The sequence below is a fragment of the Marinobacter sp. KM021 genome (assembly GCF_050707965.1).
Taxonomy (GTDB): domain Bacteria; phylum Pseudomonadota; class Gammaproteobacteria; order Pseudomonadales; family Oleiphilaceae; genus Marinobacter; species Marinobacter shengliensis.
Genome location: NZ_CP136129.1, coordinates 1,775,842 through 1,797,684 on the forward strand (window position 1 = coordinate 1,775,842; position 21,843 = coordinate 1,797,684).

The window sequence follows — 21,843 nt, forward strand, 5'->3', positions numbered from 1 at the left end:
ATGACAAACGTCAGCTACGAACTTACGGAACATGGACGCAAACGAGCTGTCCAGCGAGCCATCTCAGACATCGTGCTCGATGTCCTGCTGGGATGTGGCGAAATGCAGGAGCAAAAAGGCGGGACTTCATTTATTGAGCTCGACCGACGGGAGCGAAAAGCACTTATCAAATCCCTGAAACAGCTCCTCCGGGCACTAACAAATGATGCCCCGCCGTTTGCCGTTATGGGCGAAAGTGGTCGCGTCATTACGGTTGGCCACAAATACAAGCAACAACACTAAGAATGGAGCAAAACGCCATGGAACACACAAACTTCAATTTGCGTAAACCGCTGAAGGTTGCCACCCATTCCACGTGAAGCCTGCCACCCGGACCGGAGCAAGGCTGCCACCCATCGGAGCGTAGCGACGCGGGGTTTCTCTTCTTACTCCGAAGTGTCGGTGGCCGTCAACTTTGCCTGCTGTTTTCGCATGGACTCGCCCCGCAGATTGATCTTGTAGGCGTTGTGAACGAGCCGGTCCAGAATGGCGTCTGCCAGCGTGGCGTCACCGATGATGCCATGCCATTCCTCGATGGGCAGTTGGCTGGTGGCGATGGTGGCGCGCCGGCCATGTCGGTCTTCCAGCACCTCCAGCAAGTCTCGTCGGTTCTCTGCGCTCAGCTTCATCAACCCCCAGTCATCCAGGATCAGCACGTCGACCTTGGCCAGGCTGGTCAGGAGCTTTGAGTATTGGCCATCGCCCTTGGCGATGGCCAGCTCTCGTAGCAGCCGGGTCAGGCGGACGTACTGGGCGGTGTAACCCTCTCGGCAGGCTTTGTGTGCCAGTGCACAGGCCAGCCAGGTTTTCCCGACCCCGGTGGGGCCGGTGATGAGCACGTTCAGGTGTTCCTTCACCCACTGGCAGCTGGCCAGACTCTGGATAAGCCCTTTATCCAGGCCCCGCGAGTTCCGGTAATCAATGTCTTCGAGGATCGCGGCGTGTCGCAGCTTGGCCCGACGCAGCCGGCTGGTCATACGCCGGTTGTCTCTTTCGGTCATTTCCCGGTCGACCAGCAGGCCAAGGCGCTCCTCGAAGCTCAGGTCGGTAATGTCGGGGGTAGCCGATTGATCCGCCAGGGCGGCCGCCATACCAGTCAGCTTGAGGGCGTGGAGCTTATCCAGTGCGGGATGTTTCAACATGTCAGGTTCCTTCAGTGATAGTAGGCGGGGCCGCGGATGTTGTCGTGTGTGTCGGGTAAGGCCAGTTCTTGTTGCTCTTCCAGGGGCTGCTGATCCAGACGGTGTTTGAGGATGGATTCGATGCTCTTGTATCGGCAACTGCCCAGCATCAGGGCGCGTTGGCAGGCGCGTTCTAATCGTGCCTCGCCGTAGCTCTGGCCCAGCCGGAGAATGCCCAGGCAGGACCTATAGGCCTGCTGAGGGTGCTTTCTCGCCCCCAGCGCGGCGCGGATGAGCTTTTCAGTTGCCGGTCCGATCTTGGTAGCCCACGCGATCAGCCGTTCCGGTGACCACTCGCCGGCCTGGCGATGGGATTCCGGCATGTGCGCGGCGATGGTGGTGTGCCGTCCCTTCTGGTCTGAGCGCCGGTGGCTGGCGATCCGGTTGCCTCGGTGGAAGCATTCGATGGTGTTATGGGTGATCCGGACCTCCACTTCTTTCTTGATCAGGGTATAGGGCACCGAGTAGTAATGGCCATCGATGGCGACGTGGTAGTCGATGTGTACCCGGGCTTTTTTCCACTCGGCGTAGACATACGGCTCGGCGGGTAGCGGTTGTAGAACCGGCTGGTCCAGCTGTTTGAAGTGATCAAGCCGGCACCCGGGCAACTTGCGGAAGGGGCGGCTATTGAGCTTCTCCAACAGCTCACGGATGGTGGCGTTGAGCTGCCCCAGGGAGAAGTGTTGACGGTGGCGCAGGGCCGCCAGTATCCAGCGCTCGACGATCAAGACGCCGCCTTCCACCTTGGCCTTGTCACGGGGCTTGCGAACTCTTGTCGGGACAACGGCCACACCATAATGGCCAGCCATATCCTGATAGGTCGGATTGAGGTCCGGCTCGTAGCGATGGGCCTTGCTGACGCCGGAGCGGAGGTTGTCCGGAACCACCAGTTCCGGCACGCCGCCCAGGAACTCGAAGGCTCGGGTGTGGGAGCCGATCCAGTCCGGCAGGGTCTGGCTCCAGGTGGCCTCGGCGTAGGTGTAATTGGACGCGCCCATCACCGCCACAAAGACTTGCGCCTCATGGATCTCACCGGTGGTGCGGTCAATAACGGGCACCGTGTGCCCGGCATAGTCCACGAACAGCTTCTCACCGGCCCGATGGTCCTGCCGCATCACCAGATCCAGCTTGCCTTGCCAGGCCCGGTAATGGTCGCAGAACCAGCTGTACTGATAACCGTCCGGGTTGGCTTGCCGGTACTCCTGCCAGAGCAGGAACAGGGTGACATTCTTGCCCGTGAGTTCGTCGCGGATGTGTTGCCAGTCGGGTATACCTCTGGCCTGTGCCGGCAGATCCGGTGGTGGCGGGAACAACCGCTGCTCCAACTGAGCGTCACTCAGATCCTCTGGCAACGGCCAGCCAAGATCCTCTTCGGCGGCACGCCGCAGATACTCGCTCACGGTGGGGCGGCTGATGCCGCAGGCTGCGGCAACCTGCCGGTTGCTCAGCCCTCGCTCCCACTTGAGGCGAAGGACTTCTTTGATTTTACGCATGGATAACCTCTTCGCTGGCATCTGGCCCTCTCCGGATGAAAAGGAGCAGAGTACCGTTAGTTATCCCGCGCCGGACGTTTTGATGGGGAAATCAGGCAGCTTGCCAGGGTGGCAGCTTTGCCGTGGAATCAGTGGCAGCTTTCGTGTGGAATGGGTGGCAGGCTTCGTCTGGAATCAGTGGCAACCTTGGTCTGGAATACGCAATTCTCTGGGACAAGTTGCAATCAACGGAGCAGATCTCCCGAAGGAACTGCTTCTATCCGAAAACGGAAGGTACGCGACCTACTACGCTCCTTTCGAGTTCATCAATGAATCTGCCAGGGTAGTCATCTGCGGGATAACTCCGGGCATCCAGCAAGCCACAATTGCCATTAAAGCAGCTCAAGAAGGGCTTGGGCAGGGTCTACTAGCCGAGGAAGTGCTTAAACACGCCAAACACTCCGCCAGCTTTGCCGGAGCCATGAGGCGCAACCTGGCTGAAATGATGGATTTTATTGGTCTGCAGCATTGGCTGGGTATTGATAGTTGCGGGGACCTCTTCCAAACCCGACAAGACTTGGTGCATTTCACATCCGCGTTGCGGAATCCGGTTCTCGACCAAGGTCAGAATTTTTCCGGCGGCAGGGCCATGATTTCAAACAGCTATCTTTGGGATCAAATACAGACCGGACTGGTGGCAGAAATAAATTCACTGCCAGATGATTGTGTGTTTATTCCTCTAGGCCAGGGTGTTGATGCGGTATTCGAGAAACTTGCCAGTGAAGGGGTTATCGATCGAACTCGCGTGCTTTCGGGCCTACCTCATGCTTCCGGGGCAAATGCGGAGCGGATTGCCTACTTTTGCCAGCGTAAGGAGCGGGACCAACTCTCGGACAAGACCAACCCTGACAAACTCGACGCGGCTCGCAAAGGAATCCTTGACCAAATAGCCATACTCTCCGGCAAGCAGAACATTCCAACCAGTAAGAAACTCGAAACAGCACAAGCCTCTGTTCAGACACCAGAAGCACGTCTAGCCGTAGCGAGCGATGAGTTCCCGACAGCAAATCGTAGAGAGATTAAACGGATCTATGCCATCGGCAAGGTGAAAGGTGAACCTACCCTTTTCATTGCCAAGCACGACCGTTCCGGACGGTATGTGCTTAACCGGAAAAAGTCATCACCGACAGCCGGGAACACGACAAACCGGGCTGAGAATAAAGTTTACGCCGCAACACTTGAGGAGGCCGCCAAGCTGCTTGAGTCCGGTGAATTCTTGATAAATCTCGTCACCGACAAGGGCATCAGGGCGTTACGGAGCTACAAATCAGTTACGATAGACTTTGAATCTTAGTTTCAGCGGTGTAGCTAGCGCATCGCCAGAAAGTACCGAATAGCCCCGGCACAGCCAAAGCGTTGTGTGATTGCCACTTGTCGTCAATATCGCCGCCGGGTTTTCGGCTGCTAATAAAGCTCCCTCTGGAACCCTACAAACACTTCCCGGATATTACCCACCGGCCCCAGTTCACGCACGGCATCGCCAATACTGTGATACTTCAGCTCAATCAGCTGCGGCAGTTTATCCGGGTCCAGTTCCGTCACGCCTCTGGCGACGTAATGGTCCAGCACAAACTCCAGAAACTCGTGCTGCTGATAATTATGTTGGCTGTAGATTTGCTCCTTGTGAGCGGCCACACGCTCTGATCGGCTGATGGGAGGCATATTGAATGCAATAAAGGCCAACACGTCATAGATATCGCTGTTCTCGGCTTCAATCATCTTGCCGATCTCCCTCAGCTGCTCCAGGCCATACCCTTTTTCTTCAAGCCCCTCCAGCAGCTTCTTGCGGGTATCTGGCTTGCTCCAGATCTCACGCAATCTTTCCTCGTCGGCAAACCATTCCGGCAAGTCACCGTAAAGGCGCTGAACAAACTCGGCGGCGGACATCGGCTTACCATCCGGGCTCCAGAAGCTGGTGGCGCTCATGTGCTGAATCGTTCTTTCCTTGCCATCCGCCAGTTTGACCTTCACCTTCTTTTTCTTCTGGCAAACACAGGGGCTCTGGCCGCATTCCGGGCAGGGTTCCGGTGGTTCTTTCTCACAAATGCAGGGCCGTTGATCACAGACCGGGCAAGGCTTGGGTGGCTCGACGGCGCATTTGCACGGGGTTTCGCCGCATTGTTCGCATGGCTCTGGCGGGATCGGGTCGCCATCCCACTCCGGATCATTGAAGTGCTCGTGGGCACGCACGAAGTCGTAGATGGTGAAGTAATCCTTGCCGTCGAACAGGCGCGTACCCCGGCCGATAATCTGCTTAAACTCAATCATTGAGTTCACCGGGCGCATCAACACGATGTTCCGGACATTCCGCGCATCGACACCCGTGGACAGCTTCTGAGAAGTGGTCAGGATGGTTGGAATGGTTTTCTCGTTATCCTGGAACTGCTTCAGGAAACGCTCACCCTCTGCCCCGTCATCAGCGGTGACCCGCTCGCAGTAATGAGGGTCTTTGCTGGTTTTCATCTGGTTGATCAAATCCCGGATCGCCAATGCGTGCTCCTGGGTGGCACAGAACACGATCGTTTTCTCGCGCTGGTCGATCTGGTCCATAAACACACGGGTCCGGTATTTCTCACGCGCCTCAATCTCGATCAGCCGGTTAAAATCGGGTTCGGTGTAGCGCTTGCCCTCTTCGATCTCGCCTTCAACCACATCGTCGTCACTGGTGTAGATGTAATCATCCAGCGTGGTGGCAATCTGCTTGACCTTGAAGGGTGTCAGGTAGCCGTCGTTAATGCCTTCCTTCAGGGAATAGACATACACCGGCTCACCGAAGTAGGCGTAGGTATCGGCGTTGTTATCACGCTTGGGTGTTGCGGTGAGACCAAGCTGAACCGCGGGGCTGAAATACTCCAGAATACCCCGCCAGTTGCTTTCATCGTTTGCACCACCCCGGTGACATTCGTCGATGATGATGAAATCGAAGAAATCCGGTGGGTAGTCGCCAAAATTCGGTGCCGGGTCGCCATTCTCATCCCGACCGGTCATGAAGGTCTGGAAAATGGTGAAGAAGATGCTGCCATTCTTTGGCACACGCCCCTTCTTGCGAATGGTCTCGGGATCTATACGAACCAACGCATCCTGTGGGAACGCAGAGAAATCATTGAACGCCTGATTGGCCAGGATATTCCGGTCTGCCAGAAACAGAATGCGTGGCCGGCGACCGGGTTCTCCAGACATCTGGGCCGACCGGCTCCAACGGGCATGAAACAGCTTCCAGGTAATCTGAAAGGCAATGGCGGTTTTGCCCGTGCCAGTGGCCAGGGTCAGAAGCACACGGTCGCGCCCTTCGGCAATGGCCTCCAGAGCCTTTGTAATGGCGTTATGCTGATAGTAGCGTGGCTCCCAGAAGCCACCCTTGTCTTCAAACGGCACGGTACCGAAGCGCTCACGCCAGATATTATGGTCCGCAAACGTCTCGGCCCAGAGTTCTTCCGGTGAAGGGTAGCTCTCTACCGGGCCTTCCTTACCTGTGGCCAGATCCACGCGGTAGATTCCGTCACCGTTGGTGCTGTAGGCAAAACGAGCCTGCAGTCGCTCTGCATAGCGTTTGGCCTGGGCCAGTCCTTCGGTCACCGGCAGAGCGCGCTTCTTGGCTTCGATAACCGCCAGCTTCTGACCTTTGTAGATCAGTACATAATCGGCAATATCCGACTGGCCACGCCGGCCGCCTCCCTGAAGCCGCCCCGGCGCAATCACTTCCCGGCGAATACGGCTCGCATCCACGACTCCCCAGCCGGCATTTTTCAGTGCCGGGTCGATCAGTTCAGCGCGGGTTTCAGCTTCATTGAGTGCTGTGTGGCTCACTCACCCTCCTCGGCCAGCATGTTCATGATCAGACGGATCATGGTGTCTTTGTTTGCAGGGTCGGACTCAGCCACCAGCAGCGTCAGCGCTGCAAGCCCTACATCGTTCACCACTGGCTCTCCACGGGCGTTAAACAGCCGACTGTTACGGTGAAGAAAGTCCACAAACAGAAAAGCCGCGCTTCGCTTGTTGCCATCAGAGAACGGGTGGTTCTTGATCACAAAGTACAACAAATGTGCCGCCTTTGCCTCCACACTGGGGTAAGCCGGTTCTCCGAAGACGGACTGGTCCAGATTGCCCAGCAGCGAAGCCAGGCCATCCCCCCGGTCACGGGCGAACAACTCAGTAGCCTCGCCCCTGGCCATTAACTCGCCCTTCAAGCTATCCAGACCTGCCCGGGCTTCCTCCAGGGACGGCAATGTGCCGCCGGCCTGCGCCTGTGGATCCGTGAGCAGGCCCTCGTCGTAGCGCTGCAGAAGAAGAAAGGTCTGGGCATAGCGGCTGACAATGTCCACCAGGCCGCGTCCGCTGTCCGTATCCAGCGCGGGACTTTGGGCGGCCTTGCGAACCAGAGTCAGAGCCGCTTCCAGTTCCTGGGCATTTTCTTCAAAGCGCTGGCGGTTCAGGGTCCAGCCCTGGGTGAGGTGCTCACGCAGGATACGAGTGGCCCATATCCTGAACTGGGTAGCACGGGCAGAACTGATTCGATAGCCCACGGAAATCACCGCGTCCAGACTGTAGTGCTTCCGATTACGCTTGACCTCTCGACCACCCTCCGATTGAACTTGTAAGAAATCCTTACAAGTTGCCTCCTCCAACAGCTCACCCTCCGCATAGATATTCTTCAGGTGCATGGTGATGTTCTGGGGTTTTACGCCAAACAAAGTCCCGATTTGCGCCTGAGTTAACCACAGAGTTTCCTGATCAGCATCCAGGCGCACTTCGACCGCATGATCGGCGTTTTCGTATATGACGATGGGGGTGCTTTTTTCTTCAGTCATACCATTTCTCTATCCTTGAGAGTTTTCACTTGAAATCCGTTGCATGGCCGGTGGCTTGACTAATGCAACGGCCTCATCCATTTGCCTCTCGACAAGCTCGTCTGTTAGTTCGCCGGAGAAGGCTTTCTGAAGCAAAGACTGTTTTAACTCCATCAGCGCTGAACACTTTTGCTCATACACTGATTGCAGACGCAATATCTCGTTATATAACTCACCGACCCTAGCAACAACCCTTCTCTGCTCGTCGATACCTGGCAACCAGACCGGAAGCTCTTTAATGATCCCCATATTCAGGCCCGCCATTATCGATCCCTTTGCCCTCGACTCAAGAAACTGCCTAGCAACGGGATGATAAAGGAAGTAAGCATGCAGGAATTCAGGGAGGCAGATGTTTTTATCAAGGGAAATGCAACACAGATGCTTGGTGTTGATTGCTGTAGGTACATCCTCTGGTACTATGGCGCATCTACCACACGTTCCCATAATCGTTATGAGAACATCTCCCGGTCGCACTGTATATCGCTTGAGCTGCTCGTACTTTTCTTCAGAAATATACCGCTTCTTTCCCCACATGAACCTGTTATTGACAGCATTGTCGATGCCTAAAACAGCGATACCGCTGTCTACAAACTCTCCGTGCAGAAGTTGACTACCGAAAGGTCCAGTTCTGATCGCCCCCTTCTCAGGTAAAGCACACGCAGATACATTCGTTTTTTGCCAGCCTTGTTTTTCAGGATCGCCAAAAATCACTTCGCTAGTAAATTTCTCGAATAACTCCCGAGCATTGGCTAGGTTCTTTTCGGTGTTGGCGATCGCCGCGTCGATGCCCGTGAAGGCTTCATCTAGGATAGTGACGATACGCTTTTGTTCTGAGATCGGGGGCAAATGGATAGGAATGCTTTGGAACTTAGACTTATTCACTATCGGAACGGTTGTTCCAGACGCTAGATCATGGAGGTTCTTCTTGAAGCCGGGGGACTGAACGAGAAGATATATAAACTCCGGCAGAGCCCTATCCGTATTTGGCTTGATAGAGTTTATTTGCTGATTGGTGGCAAGCTCGACTTCCGATATGCCAACTTTTCCAAGGTTGCCGATGCACGAAACTAGAACTGAGCCTACCGGCAAAACTCTTGACGCTGCAGCACCCGACTCGCTCAACCAATCCTGGCTCGACCAGATGCCAGCCCCATTCAGTTCTGGAGGCTTAACCAATGGCATATAATCACCAAACATCTCTTTATTCGATTTTGAAGGCGTTCCACCGGTAACAATTTCGAACAAGTCCCCCAGTTGACCCGTCGTCCAATCAGGTTTCATAACATCCCCCGAATCCCTTCCAGAATTTCCTCGCTTTCCTTATCCAGCGTCTCAATCTCATTGATGATCACTTCCGGATCACGGAGTGGTGCTTCCTCGGCTTTGTTCGGGTTTTTCACAGATAGGTCGAAGGTTTCCGTATCCACATCGTCGATGCTGACGGTCCAGGAATTGTCGGACGGCCCAAAATTCACCTGCCGGGCAACAAAGTCTTTAAGATCGTCATCATTCAGAGGGTTGGTTTTGCCTAGGCTGCGGCCGGGGTCGAGCTGGTAGTACCAGATGTTATGCGTGGGTGCGCCCTTCTCGAAGAACAGAACCACGGTTTTCACGCCGGCACCAAGGAAGGTACCACCAGGGCAATCCAGAATGGTGTGCAGGTTGCAGCTTTCCAGCAGCTCCTTGCGCAGGGCTCTGGAGGCGTTATCGGAGTTCGACAGGAAGGTGTTCTTGATCACCACCGCCGCACGACCGTCTGCCTTCAGGTATTTGATGAAGTGCTGCAGGAACAGGAAAGCCGTTTCCCCGGTCTTGATGGGGAAGTTCTGCTGAATCTCCTTTCGCTCTTTGCCGCCAAACGGTGGGTTGGCGAGGATAACGTCGTAGCGGTCCTTTTCCTGAATCTGACACAGGTCTTCAGTCAGACTGTTGGTGTGGACGATATTGGGCGTTTCGACACCGTGCAGGATCATGTTCATGATCCCGATCACATAGGGCAGACTTTTCTTTTCCTTGGCGTAGAAGGTACGGGTCTGGAGCGTTTCCAGGTCCGCTGTAGAAAGCCGGCGATCATCCCCCTGCCCGTCCGGGCCGTAGCGGAGGTAATCGTGGGCTTCACACAGGAACCCAGCAGATCCCGCTGCCGCATCGTAGATGCGCTCGCCAATCCGGGGGTTGATCACTTTGATCATGGCGCGGATCAGTGGCCGTGGCGTGTAGTACTCACCACCATTTCGCCCTGCATTGCCCATGTTGCGGATTTTGGCCTCATACAAATGGGACAGCTCGTGCTTTTCCACCTGTGAGCCGAAGCTGAGGGAGTCAATCAGCTCCAGCGCATCACGCAAGCTGTAGCCGCTGGCAAACTTGTTACGAATCTCGCCAAAGATTTCACCAATCTTGTATTCGATGGTGTCCGTTCTGGAAGCCCTCTCCTTAAAGCCCCGCAGGTAGGGAAACAGTTCAAAGTTGACGTACTGGATCAGGTCATCGCCGGTGAGCGCATTGTCATGGTCAAAGCTGCCATCGGCTTTCCTGGGCGCGGCCCACCTGGACCAGCGGTGGTCTTCGCCAATAATGAACTGGTAGGACTGGCCGCGCAGCTCGGCTTCCTGTGAACGTTCGAACTCCAGGTCGTCCATATACTTGAGGAACAGCATCCAGGAGGTTTGCTCGGTGTAATCCAGCTCCGTTGCGCAGCCGGCCTCTTTCCAGAGGACATCATCGATATTTCTGAAGGTTTGTTCGAACATTGAGTTTCCGTTTAAGAATTGGCATCCAATTGGGGTGACTGATAGTGCTTGATTCGCGGGATTTTTCCAAGGTCGTTTCTGCCCCAACTCCAGGTCAGATACCGACAAGCTCGATGTGCAGCGAATGCTTTGATTTGAGCATCTTCAGGAACAGGACATCTAAACGCGCCTGGAGCGACCGGATGCCAGCCTCTTCACTGATGAATACCAGCTTGGTCAGGCGCTGCTCCGGGGCCTGATACTCGTTATAGGTGAGCACCTTCACCAGATCTTTGTAGAACTCGTGGTGGGTATTTTTGCCGGAAACTTTGAGTTCATAGGCAATCCTGGTGCCCAGATCCACCACGTCGATTCGCTCATTGTTTGCTTTGGAAACCCTTACCTCACTCAACACGCCCTCGTTACAGACTGCCGCCTGCCATTCCCTGGTAATGGTTTGCGCAGATTTTGTGTGTGCGGATACATCGCCTTCGTGAAGACGGTGCTTGAGGTGAACTGCTCGAAGAGTTTCTATGATCATAAGCTCCGGTACCGAATACACCCCAACTCTTTATTCATTTCACCCAATCTGCTCTCTCGGTTTAAACCAACCAGGCACCGGCGACCCACTGGTTATTCTCCGGGTGCAAGTGAATATTACTCACTGCCTCCAGCCTCTTGTCCGCAGCTAACTCTGCCTGCTTAAACAGGGCCTGATTCTCTTCCCGGACGGGCGTGAGCGTTCCAGTGATAGCGGTTGTTTTTAACCATTCAGCAAATGCATCTGGGTTGGTCTGCACATCTCCGCTAGGTTTGACCCAATAGGCGGTGTATTCCTGCCGCATTCTGCTTCCCTGGTCGTTCTGCCACCTGAGGAGACTGGTTAACAGCGCTCCACCCTTGAGTGAGTGATTCTCTATAACTGCACTCAGGCCCATAAAGTCGTAGCTCTTTGCCTTTCTGAGCAGGTACTGCATCAAAAACGAATCCAGATCCAGCATGTGCGTGTTTGGCCGGTTGACCACCAGGTCCCGATCCAGAGTCACTTCATAGCGGCTCCGCTCCACGCCGAGTTCATGCTGAACTGCCTCCGAAAGCCGAATATGAAAAAGCCGCCCCTCATGGGTTGTCTCAACAACCTCTATGCCCAGAATGCTGAACATACCCACTACAAACGCCACGCCGTGCTCGTGGTCAATCCTCAAGCTGCTGCCGGTTTCATTCGGGTCGAAGCCTGCAGCATGCTCGAAGAGTTCTCGTTGCTTCTCAGTTGCCGCTTTCGCCCTTTCCAGTGCCTCGGAAATTCGCTCCTGAGTTCGAGTGATACCCTCAACGGTGGCCTGCTCAAGAATCTGATTAACGTCTAGCAAATCCGCCAGCTCGCCAAGAATGTCGTCGCGAAGCTGTTCATTGTATTCGGTACTTACCCCAGCCAGATCGTCTACAACCTGGTCGATGCGGGTGTACATTAAGTCCATCACCTGCTCATCAGCGGTATCTGGTGAATGAAGATTAAAGACAACTACCCGCTTCTTTTGACCGTACCGGTACAAACGACCAATGCGCTGAACCAGGCGCATGGGGTTCCAGGGTAGGTCAAAGTTCACCATGATGTGACACTTTCGCTGGAGGTTAATACCCTCTCCGCCTGCCTCTGTAGAGATAAGAAAATTAGCAGTATCCTCAAAGCGGGCTATGGCATCTCGCCGCTGGGGATGCGGCATGGAGCCGTTGATTAACTCCACACTGCCATCGCCAAAGCGAGTTTCCAGCGCTTCCCGGATATAGGCTTGTGTAGTTCGGTACTCGGTAAAGATCAGAACCTTCTCGTTAGGATTACTGCCAAGGATTTCGGTTATCAGTCGATCGATAAATCCTTGAAGCTTTCTGTCATCGCCACGCAAGCCATGAGCTTCTGCGATAAGTGCGTCCAGTAGTTCGAGCTCTCCCTCGAAAAACTCTTTGGCATCTGTGTAAAGCTGCTCTTCCCACTCCCCGAAAAAGCGCTGATCCTGATTTTCTATCTCGTCGAACTTGATACCATCGAGCATCTCTCCTTCAAGTCGAGCCTTACGATTGATCAGAGCCTGATGAATCGCCGCAACGCTTGAGGCGGCCAGCTTACGGTAAACCGTCATAACAAAGCCAATGGCGTTGCCTTTGAATCCCAGCGCTGCGCCGGCTGCGTAGCCCTTCTTCAGGTAGTCCTGGAGTTTTTTATCAAACTCCTTGGCAGCATCGGATACATGTACCGGTAATGAGGTGGTGGTTTTACCTTTAAACAGGAAGTTCCCCTCCGCATCCGTTACATCCGCTTTGTTGTTGCGGAAAACCATCTCTCCGATGATTTCGGGGTTTAGCGCCAGCGTGGTGATTTCTTCCTTGCGCTCCGGATGAAGCAACTCCAGGAGTGCCTGGAATTTGTCCTGCATACCCTGGTGGGGCGTAGCGCTCAATAGAATCAGAGCATCCGTGTTGCGGCGGAGATGCGCCGCCAGCTGAAAGCGTTGGGATGCATCCAGTTTCATTCCGTACTGTCGCCGGCTCAGTCGGTGGGCTTCATCAAAAATGACAATATCCCACTTTCCAGCTTGCTGGATCTGTTCCAGGTTCTCGGGGCTCTTCAAGCGATCAATGGAAGCGATAACGAAATCGAACATCTTCCAGTGGCGGGGCTCATTGATCATAAAGTCCTCACCGTAAATCTGGAATTCCCCCATTTTGAACTTGTAGTTGAGTTCTTCCTGCCACTGCTTGGTCAAACCTGCCGGAGTAACCAGCAGCACCCGCTTGAGGTGTCCTCTTTGTTTGAGAGCGGCGAGGAGCATACCGGTCTCAATCGTTTTTCCGAGACCTACATCATCGGCAATCAGCCAATTCAGGTGGCCAGATGCGAGGATGTGGTGAACCAAGTGGATCTGGTGAGGCAGTGGATCAATTTCCAGATTCGACAGGGAGCCGGTGTTCTCATTCCACATTTCCAGGGCATGCGCCAACGATTTGAGCCTGAAACGCTCGGCGCCGTCCTCCGGCCCCGTATCGCCGAGAATGAAGCGATGTCTCGCACCCTTTATCTGTCGGAGGTTCTCGTACGGCAGCCACGCCTGACGACCCAACTGAAGGAAGTCGACGAGTGCCTGGTCTTTTCCACCGATTGTTCTTACTCGCTGAATTACCCCCTCACCGAGAGACCCCCTGACACGCGAATTGGGTAAGTCCTGTACTTCCATCTGCGGCTTGAGACCACTCCGAAGGTTATCCAAAGATTCAACAGAAACCTGGCCGGATTTCTGCCATTTGACGGTGATGATCACATCATCGCCTCGATCTACAGAGTCAACGACACGACCCACGACTTCTTCGCCTGTCGACGATACCTTTTTTACCCAGCAGTTTTTGACGGGCAGAAGACGACTGCTACCTTGCTTCACTTTTTATCCTTATCTTCGTCAAATGCTTCTTTCGGAAGAACTTTAAACTTGTTCTCCATTCCCGGCATGGCGAACCCGCTGTCTGCACCTAGCTCCCGGAGTTCACCCCTCATGGTAGATATTTCACTCAACAGCTCCGGGCTATCCACACCCCACTCTTCTTCGAGTGGAAAGCTGAAGAAAAAACCAAGATTACCGGGGAGGGTTCGTCTACTCGCACCAATTCGATACCGGAGGTACTTGAGAAATGCGTGGAAGTGGCGGCGCAACCGGTCATTGAAATACCATTCTTCGAAGAGCTCCTCGATGAAAGCTTCAATTTCGAATTCATCTGGAATGGATGGGAAGCAACGGATAAGCCTCAACACATCTGCCCAGCTGAAATTCTTGTAAACAGCCTCGGCCTGCATAAACGGCGCGTTGGAACGCATTCGGAATGTGGTCCAGAGATATTCATTACTGAACCAGATCGAGCGGACCTTTTTCGCCAAGACAATCTGCTCTGGAACTGCACCTCGTTCGATCTGGTTTTCGATCGCTATACGAGCTGCGCCCCAACCACTTTCCACGAAGATCGATTCAAGCAGTGGCAGATACTCCCTATCCCATCCCACTCGTTCCAGGACATCCACGGCAGCCTGTCGAGCTCTCTGTTCTCTAGGGATACCTTCAAGCGTGAGGTCTTCATCGGTGTTTTCACGACTCGCCTCTTCCTCGAAGTCGTCGAGGTCTTCCCAGCCAAAATCCTCAGACTCAAAGTCATCCAAGGGGTAGTCTTCTACCGCCTCAGTAACCGGATCAATTTCGTCAATATCGTCTTCGAAATCGGCCTCAACATCGACGATGTCGAGAATATTGTTTTCGTCATCTGGCAACTCAAGGCTATCTTCGGATCTTTCCGACTCATCATCCCTTTCGAAGGAAAGACCCAATTGGGTTTCTGAACGATCTGGCGTTTCCGCCTGTTTGGGAGCGGAGATCTCATCGGATGCAGCCTCATCCGTTACCTCTGATCGGGATTCAATTGCCTCAGGGACGTCTGAATCCGGCGTACCGGCATCCGAATCAGCTCTACCAGACTCATCGAGCTCGTTTTCCTCAGCCGCATGAGGGAAATCAACGGGAACAGCATCATTTTTCTTCGCGCGCCCCCTTCTGATGATCGTAATTTGAGGTTCGGAATCATCAGGTGTTTCGGGCGTGTCTCGTTTCTCGGGCTGTCGCTTCAAGTGGAGTGTGCCCGATCTCTCCCGATGCTGAGCCTCGTCTTGCACGGGCTCAGCTCTGACTTCGTCCAACGGAGAAAATTCATCGTTTGATGAATCTTCAGCTAACTCTTCAATATAATCCGCGTCTGCGTCGCTAAAGGCTTCTGGTGAGTAATCGCCATGGGTAACGGGATTCGGGACCGGGTTAGTTTTGGCGAGAGATCGTCGCAAATAAACAACCGCCTTCTCCGGCTGGCGATCCAGAAGATAAACCCGCCCCAGTGCGCTGAGAAGAGACGTACTATCAGGGGAGTTGGAGATCGCTTCTTCAAGGAGGTCGATAGCCGCCTGACGCAACCCCTGGGTAACAAGCTGGTTGACTTGAGTCAGTAAGGATGTCGTCGTTTCGGTCGACTTTCGACCGACATCACTGTGTTTGTTGGTCCCTAACACCAAACAACTCCCTCTACTGCTAGCGACTCTCTACTCGGCAGACAACTGAACATTGCCGATATTCCGGAGTAACCGATTATTGGTCACAGAATTTGATGCAAAAGCATAGCCTGCGACCTTGTTGTTGTAGCCTCAATACTGATTGATTCAGCGGACTTTTCCAAGCATTGAAAAGGCTTTCAGATCAGTTTAACGGGCTCACACAATTAAAATAAAGAGGGGGGAGGCATTCATTGTCTCAAGTCAAATGACCTCTATAGTTTTAATCTTACTGACTCTTGATGACATTCAATTAGCAGCTGTGGACCGGCTCCATCGATATCCAACTATCCCCAGCAAACCCGCAAGCAACAGCAATAGACTGGAAGGCTCGGGGACCTTGACCGGCGCAATCTTCTTAAGGCGACCAGTCAGCCAGTAGTAGTCCCCAGAGTCCCGATTACCGACGTGCGCACCCTCAAACGGTGCGGTTAGGTGCAGGTTGTCAAAAATATCCTTGCCAGCCTCGAGGTAAAACAGGTCGAGGAAAAGGAAAAACTCGAAGTTGTCCACCACAAAGGGTTCGAATCCGTTCTCGTAAAGGGCGTCGGTATCGGATATCGGTTGGTCATACATCAACGGTACAAGCCCAGTCCAACTGAACGTTATGGGGTCACTGGTAAACTGAACAGAAACCAGGCCACGCAGCACCGAATCAACCTCGATGATCGCGGTGGCATTATGACTCTCATATGGGTTCGTGATGGGGTGGTCGTAGCTGTAGGTGATTAGCGCGGCGTTTGCGGCCGGCGCCAAACAGGCAAGCACAATTATCAGTAGATTCTTCACGCGTTCAGTCCCTCGATTTGCCTATAATCCATCAAAGGCATTCCAAGCAATTATTGAACCATGGCACGGATTGCCGAGGCTTCGGGAAGTCAGCAGGATCGCACGCGCAAAAACTGTAAAATATTCTGACATCCAGTGCCGAAAGCAACAGACTCCAGATAACTTTCGCGAGTTAATCGCGAGCTGCCCAAGTCAATCCTCATAGATCATCTTCCGGGTCATCCCGCCATCCACCACAAAGTTCTGGCCGGTGATGAATGCGGCCTCCGGCGAGATAAGGTAAGCCACCAGCGACGCGATATCTTCCGGGGTGCCCACACGGCCTGCCGGGTGTTGCCGGTGATCTGAAGCTTGCAGTGGCAGAGCGGTTTCTGCGCTGCCCTGCCAGTCCCGGGTATCAATCCAGCCGGGGCTGATGCAATTCACACGAATGTCCGGGCCAAGGCTCACCGCCAATGCATGGGTCAGGGCCACGAGGCCGCCCTTGGTAGCCGCATAGGCCTCGGTATCCGGCTCAGACTGCAGCGCCCGGGTAGATGCCATATTAACGATGGCACCTTGAGCTTTCCGAAGATGTGGAACCGCGTATTTGGTCACCAGAAATGGCCCGGTCAGGTTCACATCCAGCCGGCGCTGCCACTGCTCAAGGCTCAGTTCTTCTACCGGCCCGTTATCCGGGTCGGCGATGCCTGCGTTATTAATAACCGCATCAAGGCCTCCGGCCCAGTCCAAAGCTTGGGCAATCACCCCTGCAACCGCCGGCTCGCTGGCAACATCGGCATGCACGAAAAGAAGGTGACGCGGGTAGCTGGCAACCAATGCCTCACCAGCGCCTACGTCGGTGTCACAGAAAACCACCTGCCATCCGGCTTTCACCAGATGAAGCACAATGCCCCGGCCAATGCCCTTTGCACCGCCGGTTACCAGGACCACCTTTTGCTTTGGTTCCAATTCAGTCTCCAAAATGGGGTCTGACCCCAAGACATTTGATGCGGCCAAATGCACGGGGGTCTGACCCCGATGATTTGATTGCCGCAGTGTAGCAGGAATTGATGGATACGGTTTTGGCTGAAGCCTGTCCCAACAGGTTAGAATGCCCTACAGCCCCATTACCCGGAAACCAACTATGGCCCGCTTCAACGAAATTGGCACCGCAACCATCCCCGGCAACGGAACCCGCTTGCGCCTGCTGCAGCGAAATGACGAGTTTTCCATCAAGATCGCCGGGGCGCCTGGTGAACTGATGAACAGCCGGTTGCATGGTTCTGAAGATGCCCTGGCCACGCTGGCCTGTGAACGCCTGAGCCATCTGCCAGAGCCGAATATTCTGATTGGCGGGCTGGGGATGGGTTTTACCCTGGCGGCAGCATTGGCATCAACCGGTGAAAAAGCGCGGGTGACGGTGGCGGAGCTGGTCCCGGAAGTTGAAACATGGAACCGTGGGCCCCTGGGCTCGGCGGCCGGCTATCCGCTGAACGATGCCCGAGCCCAGGTACACATAGGCGATGTAGCAGAACTTCTGAAGCAGGGTGATGGCAACTGGGATGCCATTCTGCTGGATGTCGATAACGGCCCGGAAGGCCTTACCCGCAAGGAAAACAACTGGATCTACTCACCCGAAGGCATTGCTGCTGCCCAGAAATCCCTGAGCAATGACGGCATTCTGGCCTACTGGTCCGCCGGCCCGGAACACGCTTTCACCGAACGCCTGCGCCGGGCTGGTTTCTCAGTAGAGCCAGTTGTTGTGCGCGCCCTGCGCCCCGGCAAGGGAGCCAGGCACACTATCTGGCTGGCCTGGTAATTTGGGGTCAGACCCCAGAACATTTCACCGCTTCAAATGTCTTGGGGTCTGACCCCAAAATTTATTACTGCACTCGGGAGCGCCTGGCGGGAACGAACCACAGGCAAACCCGCGTAATCCAGCGTAACAGCAACAGGAGCGGCAGCAGAATCAGGAACCAACCGGGCACCTGCACCATCCAGGGCGGCACCCCGAGTACTTTGGCCGCGCCGGCGAACAGGTCGTTCAGCACCAACGGGTGTCGAACGGCCACATAGGCCAGGGCAGCCACGGCGGGCCATTTAGCATGACCAACCATAACCGAGGCCATGCGCCCGGCCCGGGCAAGGCGGGTGCTGTAAGCCGCTGAACGGGCAGTGACGGTAGAAGCCCGCGCCGTGGTGGCTGCCGCCCTGCCCGCTTTCAGAAACTTCACCGCACTGCCGATAACAATGGCATCCACGGCGGCCCAGCCCACATCGCTGGCACGAATGGGCTGATCGGTGCGATAACGGGATTCCAGGGTGCGAATGCCGCTGGTAAAGAACTGGGTAACGCCTTCGGTGATGCGATCGGTCCAGATCCACTCGACATTCCCGTCCGGGCCCACCACAAACTGACCGGTGAAATCCTGCCCTTCCTTGTTGGCAAAATTGACGGCATACCAGGCGCGCTGTTCGGGTGTGAGGGTTTGGCGGGTTCCGGCCACGCGATTCATTACTTCGATGGACCGAACTGGGTTCTGGTAGAAGTGAATCACAGGGGGAACCAGATACTCACCGTGGGCTTTCAAGGCATCCTGGAACTCGGGTTCCTCCCCGAATAACTCCATCAGAAACCTGGTGTGTTCCGGGTACACCTGCAGCGCCGCCTGGGCCTTCAACAACAGCAGGCGGTCGTCCCGATAATCAAGCAGCAGGGCCTGCACCGGCAGTGGCTCGGCAAGCACCGTCGAACCTGCGCCAAATACATCCTGGGCATGCAGGCGTACCAGCCGCTCTTCCACCGGTTGCGGCTGAAACCGAACCGCCACCAGCACGGCAACAGCCAGCGCAATCAGTGCCAGCCAGAGCACACTCCGGCGACGGTGGGTTCTGAACAGCACAGGCTCTTGCATCGAGTACTCCCGGCAACCTGAAAGGTTTTAGTCTACACGGAACGCCGGCACCATAGGAGTCATACATCGCTAACCGCTGTCCCTTCAAGGAACACAGGAGAGTGCAAGCCATTTGACCCGTAGCAGTTAATTACATAAAAGTACCGCAATCCGCTTTACGGTTTGCAAGAAACGGATACCATAGCCTCAGGTAGTGCTTTTCGGACCCGTCTTGATGGATATTTTTGAGCAGAAACGCCGCATCATCACCACCGCCATTGTTGCCGTGGTTATGACGGGCATCATTATTGCCGCAGTGGTTTCTGCTCCACTGATCAACCAGATTCACACCCAGGCGGCACAGACAGCTGGGGGCGTTGCAGACGCGAAAGCAGAGAACGTCAGAGCTGTTTTTGATCAGCACCAGGACCTGGCCCGCCAGACCGCCAGCCGGTCAGAACTGGCAAAGGTGCTGGGCCAATACGCCAAAGGTGAGGTTTCGGCCGGTGTTGTGCACACGTTTTCCCGCCCGAGACTGCAAGACGCAGCCCGAATCATAGAAGACCTTGCCGTATTAATCCGATACGACGCTGCCGGCAACGAACTGGTCAGGGTCGGGCCCTGGGCCAATGATCTACCTGCGGATATCCCTCTCTCCGATACCCTGGACATCAATGCATTCGCGCTGGTGTCCGGCGAAACCAGCGGCCCGCTGCTGCAGGCAGCAAGCCCAATACTAGCCGAAGGACGGGTGGTAGGTTATGACCAGCTTCTGTTCTCGCCGGACTCTCTGACGCGGGTCTTCCAGGGTCAGCCGGATTCATCACTTTGTCTGCTCGACAACCAGAGAACCAAGCGCGTTATCCTGAACCCACAGACGGATCAGATCGAGCTGACGGCCCCTGGGGGCTGCCTGGCTGTCAGGCAGGGAGTGTCCACCCGAGACCGCTCCGGTGCTTTCCGGGCAAGGCTTGACGATGGTTCCAGAGTGCTCACGTTCCACCGGCCACTGGCGGGTTATGGCTGGGAACTGCATATGTACACCCGAACCTCACGGGTTTTCGCCGACGTTATCGTTGATATCATGATCAGTATTCTGGCTATCCTTATGCTCTCTGCGCTGGCGGGGTTGCTGGTCTGGAGGTCACTGAAACCGATTGTCGGCGCGATGGTAAAGCAAACGTCTCAGATCGCCCGTTCCACCGAAGAGCTGCGGCTGGCCTACCAGGTGTTCGAACACACTCATGAGGCGATTCTGATCACCGATGCAAACTTTATGATCGTTCGGGCCAACCCTGCTTTTTCCGACATTACCGGTGAAGCAAACAGAGCGTTACATCGCAAGCCACTGACAGACTTTCTGGACTGTCAGAAAGGAAAAGGTGTTGTTCTGGAGGAGATTCGGAAACAGCTGGTCACGGTGAACGCCTGGCAAGGTGAGGTCTGGCTGAAGGGCCATCAGGGCCTCACCATTCCCAACCTGATGACGGTGTCACCCGTCAGAAACAAAAATGGCCAGATCCGGCAACTGGTGCTGACCTTCAGCAATATCACGGAGCGGGTACAGGCCGAGAAACAGATGATCCGGCTTGCCCATTACGATGAACTGACCGGCCTGCCTAACCGGGTGGCGCTTGAGAACCACCTGGAGCAGGCCATTCAGCAGGCGCGCCGGGACAACAGCCATTTTGCCCTGATGTTCCTGGATCTGGATAAGTTCAAGCCAGTGAATGATAACTATGGCCATCAGGTGGGTGACGAGCTGCTACGTAATGTTGGCAAGCGTCTGAAACACTGCATTCGCAGCAGCGATGTGGTGGGCCGGCGAGGCGGCGACGAGTTTGTGGTGATTACCGGGCCGTTACATGGCGATGATGACGCCAAGCCTATTGCCGACAAAATCGTCGCCGTGCTTAACGAAACCTTCCACATTCAGGAGCACAACATCCAGATAGGCGCCTCGGTGGGCGTTGCGCTCTATCCGGATGATGGCATGGCGGCCGAAGACCTCCTGAAACAGGCGGACGCCGCCATGTATCGCGTTAAAACCAGTGGCCGTAACGCCGTGGCCTACGCCTGAAACCGCTCAGGCCTGCTCATATTCCTGCACCAGCTGGCCGAGAAAATACAGGCCTGCCGAGCTGAGAAAATACCGTCCGGCACCAGCCCGGAACACCAGATTCCGCTTTTCCAGATAATCCAGGGCCTCAGTGAGGCCTTTCTCGAACCGGGCCGCCCGGAGAATGTCCTGGTACTCGTCGTCTCCGGCCATAGCTTCAAGGTCCTGCTCATTCAGGCCGGCGTCTGGCCGCCCCAGGTAATCCAGATCCCTCCCGCTGCGGGCAAAGTAACGCCCAATCAACAACAGCACCACCTGCACCCTGAACGCATTCTCATCGTGCTCTTCACTTTCGTCGTCACTGCTCTCCTTCAGGAAGAAAAATGCGCCGGTTTCGTTGAATACAAGCTCACTGCCCAGGTGTTCGTAAAAGGTGCGGAAGTGGGATAAGTGGTTGTACAGCAGGTTGTATAGTGGATTGGCCCGCAGCTCCGAGCGGTTGTTGTCCCACACATCCCGCACGATCACCCGGCCGGCCTGAAACTCCCGGTAAATGGCGGTGCTGTGGGCGGGCAGGATCTGCTCGAAGCTGCCGACTGGCGCTGCGCTCAGGCTGTTTTCCGTCTCGGTCATGTCAGAAAGATCAGGCATGGCTTG

Annotated in this window: 17 protein-coding genes; 4 read left to right on the forward strand and 13 right to left on the reverse strand. The window is 55.1% G+C overall.

The window, feature by feature from the left end; all coding sequences use genetic code 11:
- Nucleotides 1–282 carry a hypothetical protein gene (locus RVM24_RS08385; RefSeq protein ID WP_431475249.1) on the forward strand — a complete coding sequence of 94 codons (282 nt, stop codon included), beginning with the start codon at nucleotides 1–3 and terminating at the stop codon, nucleotides 280–282.
- Between the two features lie 143 nt (nucleotides 283–425).
- Here the strand turns inward: RVM24_RS08385 and istB are convergent, their stop codons facing one another.
- Nucleotides 426–1,181 (reverse strand): IS21-like element ISSpu5 family helper ATPase IstB, encoded by a 756-nt coding sequence (gene istB, locus RVM24_RS08390; RefSeq protein WP_061334047.1) that lies wholly within the window; start codon nucleotides 1,179–1,181, stop codon nucleotides 426–428.
- A gap of 11 nt (nucleotides 1,182–1,192) precedes the next feature.
- Nucleotides 1,193–2,734, reverse strand: a complete 1,542-nt coding sequence (istA, locus tag RVM24_RS08395) for an IS21 family transposase (RefSeq protein ID WP_061334049.1) — start codon at nucleotides 2,732–2,734, stop codon at nucleotides 1,193–1,195.
- Here istA and RVM24_RS08400 point away from each other — a divergent pair.
- On the forward strand, nucleotides 2,712–4,046 hold the full coding sequence (locus tag RVM24_RS08400) for a hypothetical protein (protein WP_431475250.1): 1,335 nt from the start codon (nucleotides 2,712–2,714) through the stop codon (nucleotides 4,044–4,046). The two genes, istA and RVM24_RS08400, sit on opposite strands and share 23 nt — an antisense overlap.
- A gap of 110 nt (nucleotides 4,047–4,156) precedes the next feature.
- On the opposite strand, the gene hsdR is transcribed toward RVM24_RS08400, so the two are convergent.
- From hsdR to RVM24_RS08445, 9 genes are all read right to left on the reverse strand, one after another.
- Entirely contained in the window at nucleotides 4,157–6,559 is a 2,403-nt protein-coding gene (hsdR, locus tag RVM24_RS08405; RefSeq protein WP_431475251.1) for an EcoAI/FtnUII family type I restriction enzme subunit R, read from the reverse strand.
- Nucleotides 6,556–7,560 (reverse strand): virulence protein RhuM/Fic/DOC family protein, encoded by a 1,005-nt coding sequence (rhuM, locus tag RVM24_RS08410; RefSeq protein ID WP_286921677.1) that lies wholly within the window; start codon nucleotides 7,558–7,560, stop codon nucleotides 6,556–6,558. Before rhuM ends, hsdR begins: the two co-directional genes overlap by 4 nt.
- Before the next feature lie 9 nt (nucleotides 7,561–7,569).
- Nucleotides 7,570–8,880 carry a restriction endonuclease subunit S gene (locus tag RVM24_RS08415; RefSeq protein WP_431475252.1) on the reverse strand — a complete coding sequence of 437 codons (1,311 nt, stop codon included), beginning with the start codon at nucleotides 8,878–8,880 and terminating at the stop codon, nucleotides 7,570–7,572.
- A complete protein-coding gene (locus RVM24_RS08420; RefSeq protein WP_431475253.1) occupies nucleotides 8,877–10,352 on the reverse strand; it encodes an N-6 DNA methylase in 1,476 nt (491 codons plus the stop codon). The genes RVM24_RS08415 and RVM24_RS08420 overlap by 4 nt, the downstream gene beginning before the upstream one ends.
- 94 nt (nucleotides 10,353–10,446) lie before the next feature.
- Nucleotides 10,447–10,872 carry a hypothetical protein gene (locus RVM24_RS08425; protein ID WP_431475254.1) on the reverse strand — a complete coding sequence of 142 codons (426 nt, stop codon included), beginning with the start codon at nucleotides 10,870–10,872 and terminating at the stop codon, nucleotides 10,447–10,449.
- A 61-nt stretch (nucleotides 10,873–10,933) separates the two neighbouring features.
- The gene (locus tag RVM24_RS08430) at nucleotides 10,934–13,309 is read right to left on the reverse strand and encodes a DEAD/DEAH box helicase (protein WP_431475396.1); all 2,376 of its coding nucleotides are present in this window, start codon (nucleotides 13,307–13,309) and stop codon (nucleotides 10,934–10,936) included.
- 449 nt (nucleotides 13,310–13,758) lie between these two features.
- Nucleotides 13,759–15,423 carry a tetratricopeptide repeat protein gene (locus tag RVM24_RS08435; protein WP_431475255.1) on the reverse strand — a complete coding sequence of 555 codons (1,665 nt, stop codon included), beginning with the start codon at nucleotides 15,421–15,423 and terminating at the stop codon, nucleotides 13,759–13,761.
- A 288-nt stretch (nucleotides 15,424–15,711) separates the two neighbouring features.
- On the reverse strand, nucleotides 15,712–16,251 hold the full coding sequence (locus RVM24_RS08440; protein WP_431475256.1) for a PEP-CTERM sorting domain-containing protein: 540 nt from the start codon (nucleotides 16,249–16,251) through the stop codon (nucleotides 15,712–15,714).
- Between the two features lie 192 nt (nucleotides 16,252–16,443).
- A complete protein-coding gene (locus tag RVM24_RS08445; RefSeq protein WP_431475397.1) occupies nucleotides 16,444–17,217 on the reverse strand; it encodes an SDR family oxidoreductase in 774 nt (257 codons plus the stop codon).
- Nucleotides 17,218–17,377: 160 nt separating this feature from the next.
- Here RVM24_RS08445 and RVM24_RS08450 point away from each other — a divergent pair, with 160 nt between their 5' ends.
- Nucleotides 17,378–18,052, forward strand: coding sequence for a spermidine synthase (locus RVM24_RS08450; protein ID WP_431475257.1), 675 nt, complete (start codon nucleotides 17,378–17,380; stop codon nucleotides 18,050–18,052).
- A 64-nt stretch (nucleotides 18,053–18,116) separates the two neighbouring features.
- Here RVM24_RS08450 and RVM24_RS08455 read toward each other — a convergent pair whose 3' ends face one another.
- Nucleotides 18,117–19,148: a hypothetical protein gene (locus tag RVM24_RS08455; RefSeq protein ID WP_431475258.1), complete on the reverse strand. Its 1,032-nt coding sequence runs from the start codon at nucleotides 19,146–19,148 to the stop codon at nucleotides 18,117–18,119.
- A 214-nt stretch (nucleotides 19,149–19,362) separates the two neighbouring features.
- Between RVM24_RS08455 and RVM24_RS08460 the strand changes: the two genes are divergently transcribed.
- Nucleotides 19,363–21,207 (forward strand): diguanylate cyclase domain-containing protein, encoded by a 1,845-nt coding sequence (locus RVM24_RS08460; protein WP_374787769.1) that lies wholly within the window; start codon nucleotides 19,363–19,365, stop codon nucleotides 21,205–21,207.
- A 6-nt stretch (nucleotides 21,208–21,213) separates the two neighbouring features.
- On the opposite strand, the gene RVM24_RS08465 is transcribed toward RVM24_RS08460, so the two are convergent.
- Nucleotides 21,214–21,837 carry a condensin complex protein MksE gene (locus RVM24_RS08465; protein WP_374787768.1) on the reverse strand — a complete coding sequence of 208 codons (624 nt, stop codon included), beginning with the start codon at nucleotides 21,835–21,837 and terminating at the stop codon, nucleotides 21,214–21,216.
- Nucleotides 21,838–21,843 lie beyond the last annotated feature (6 nt).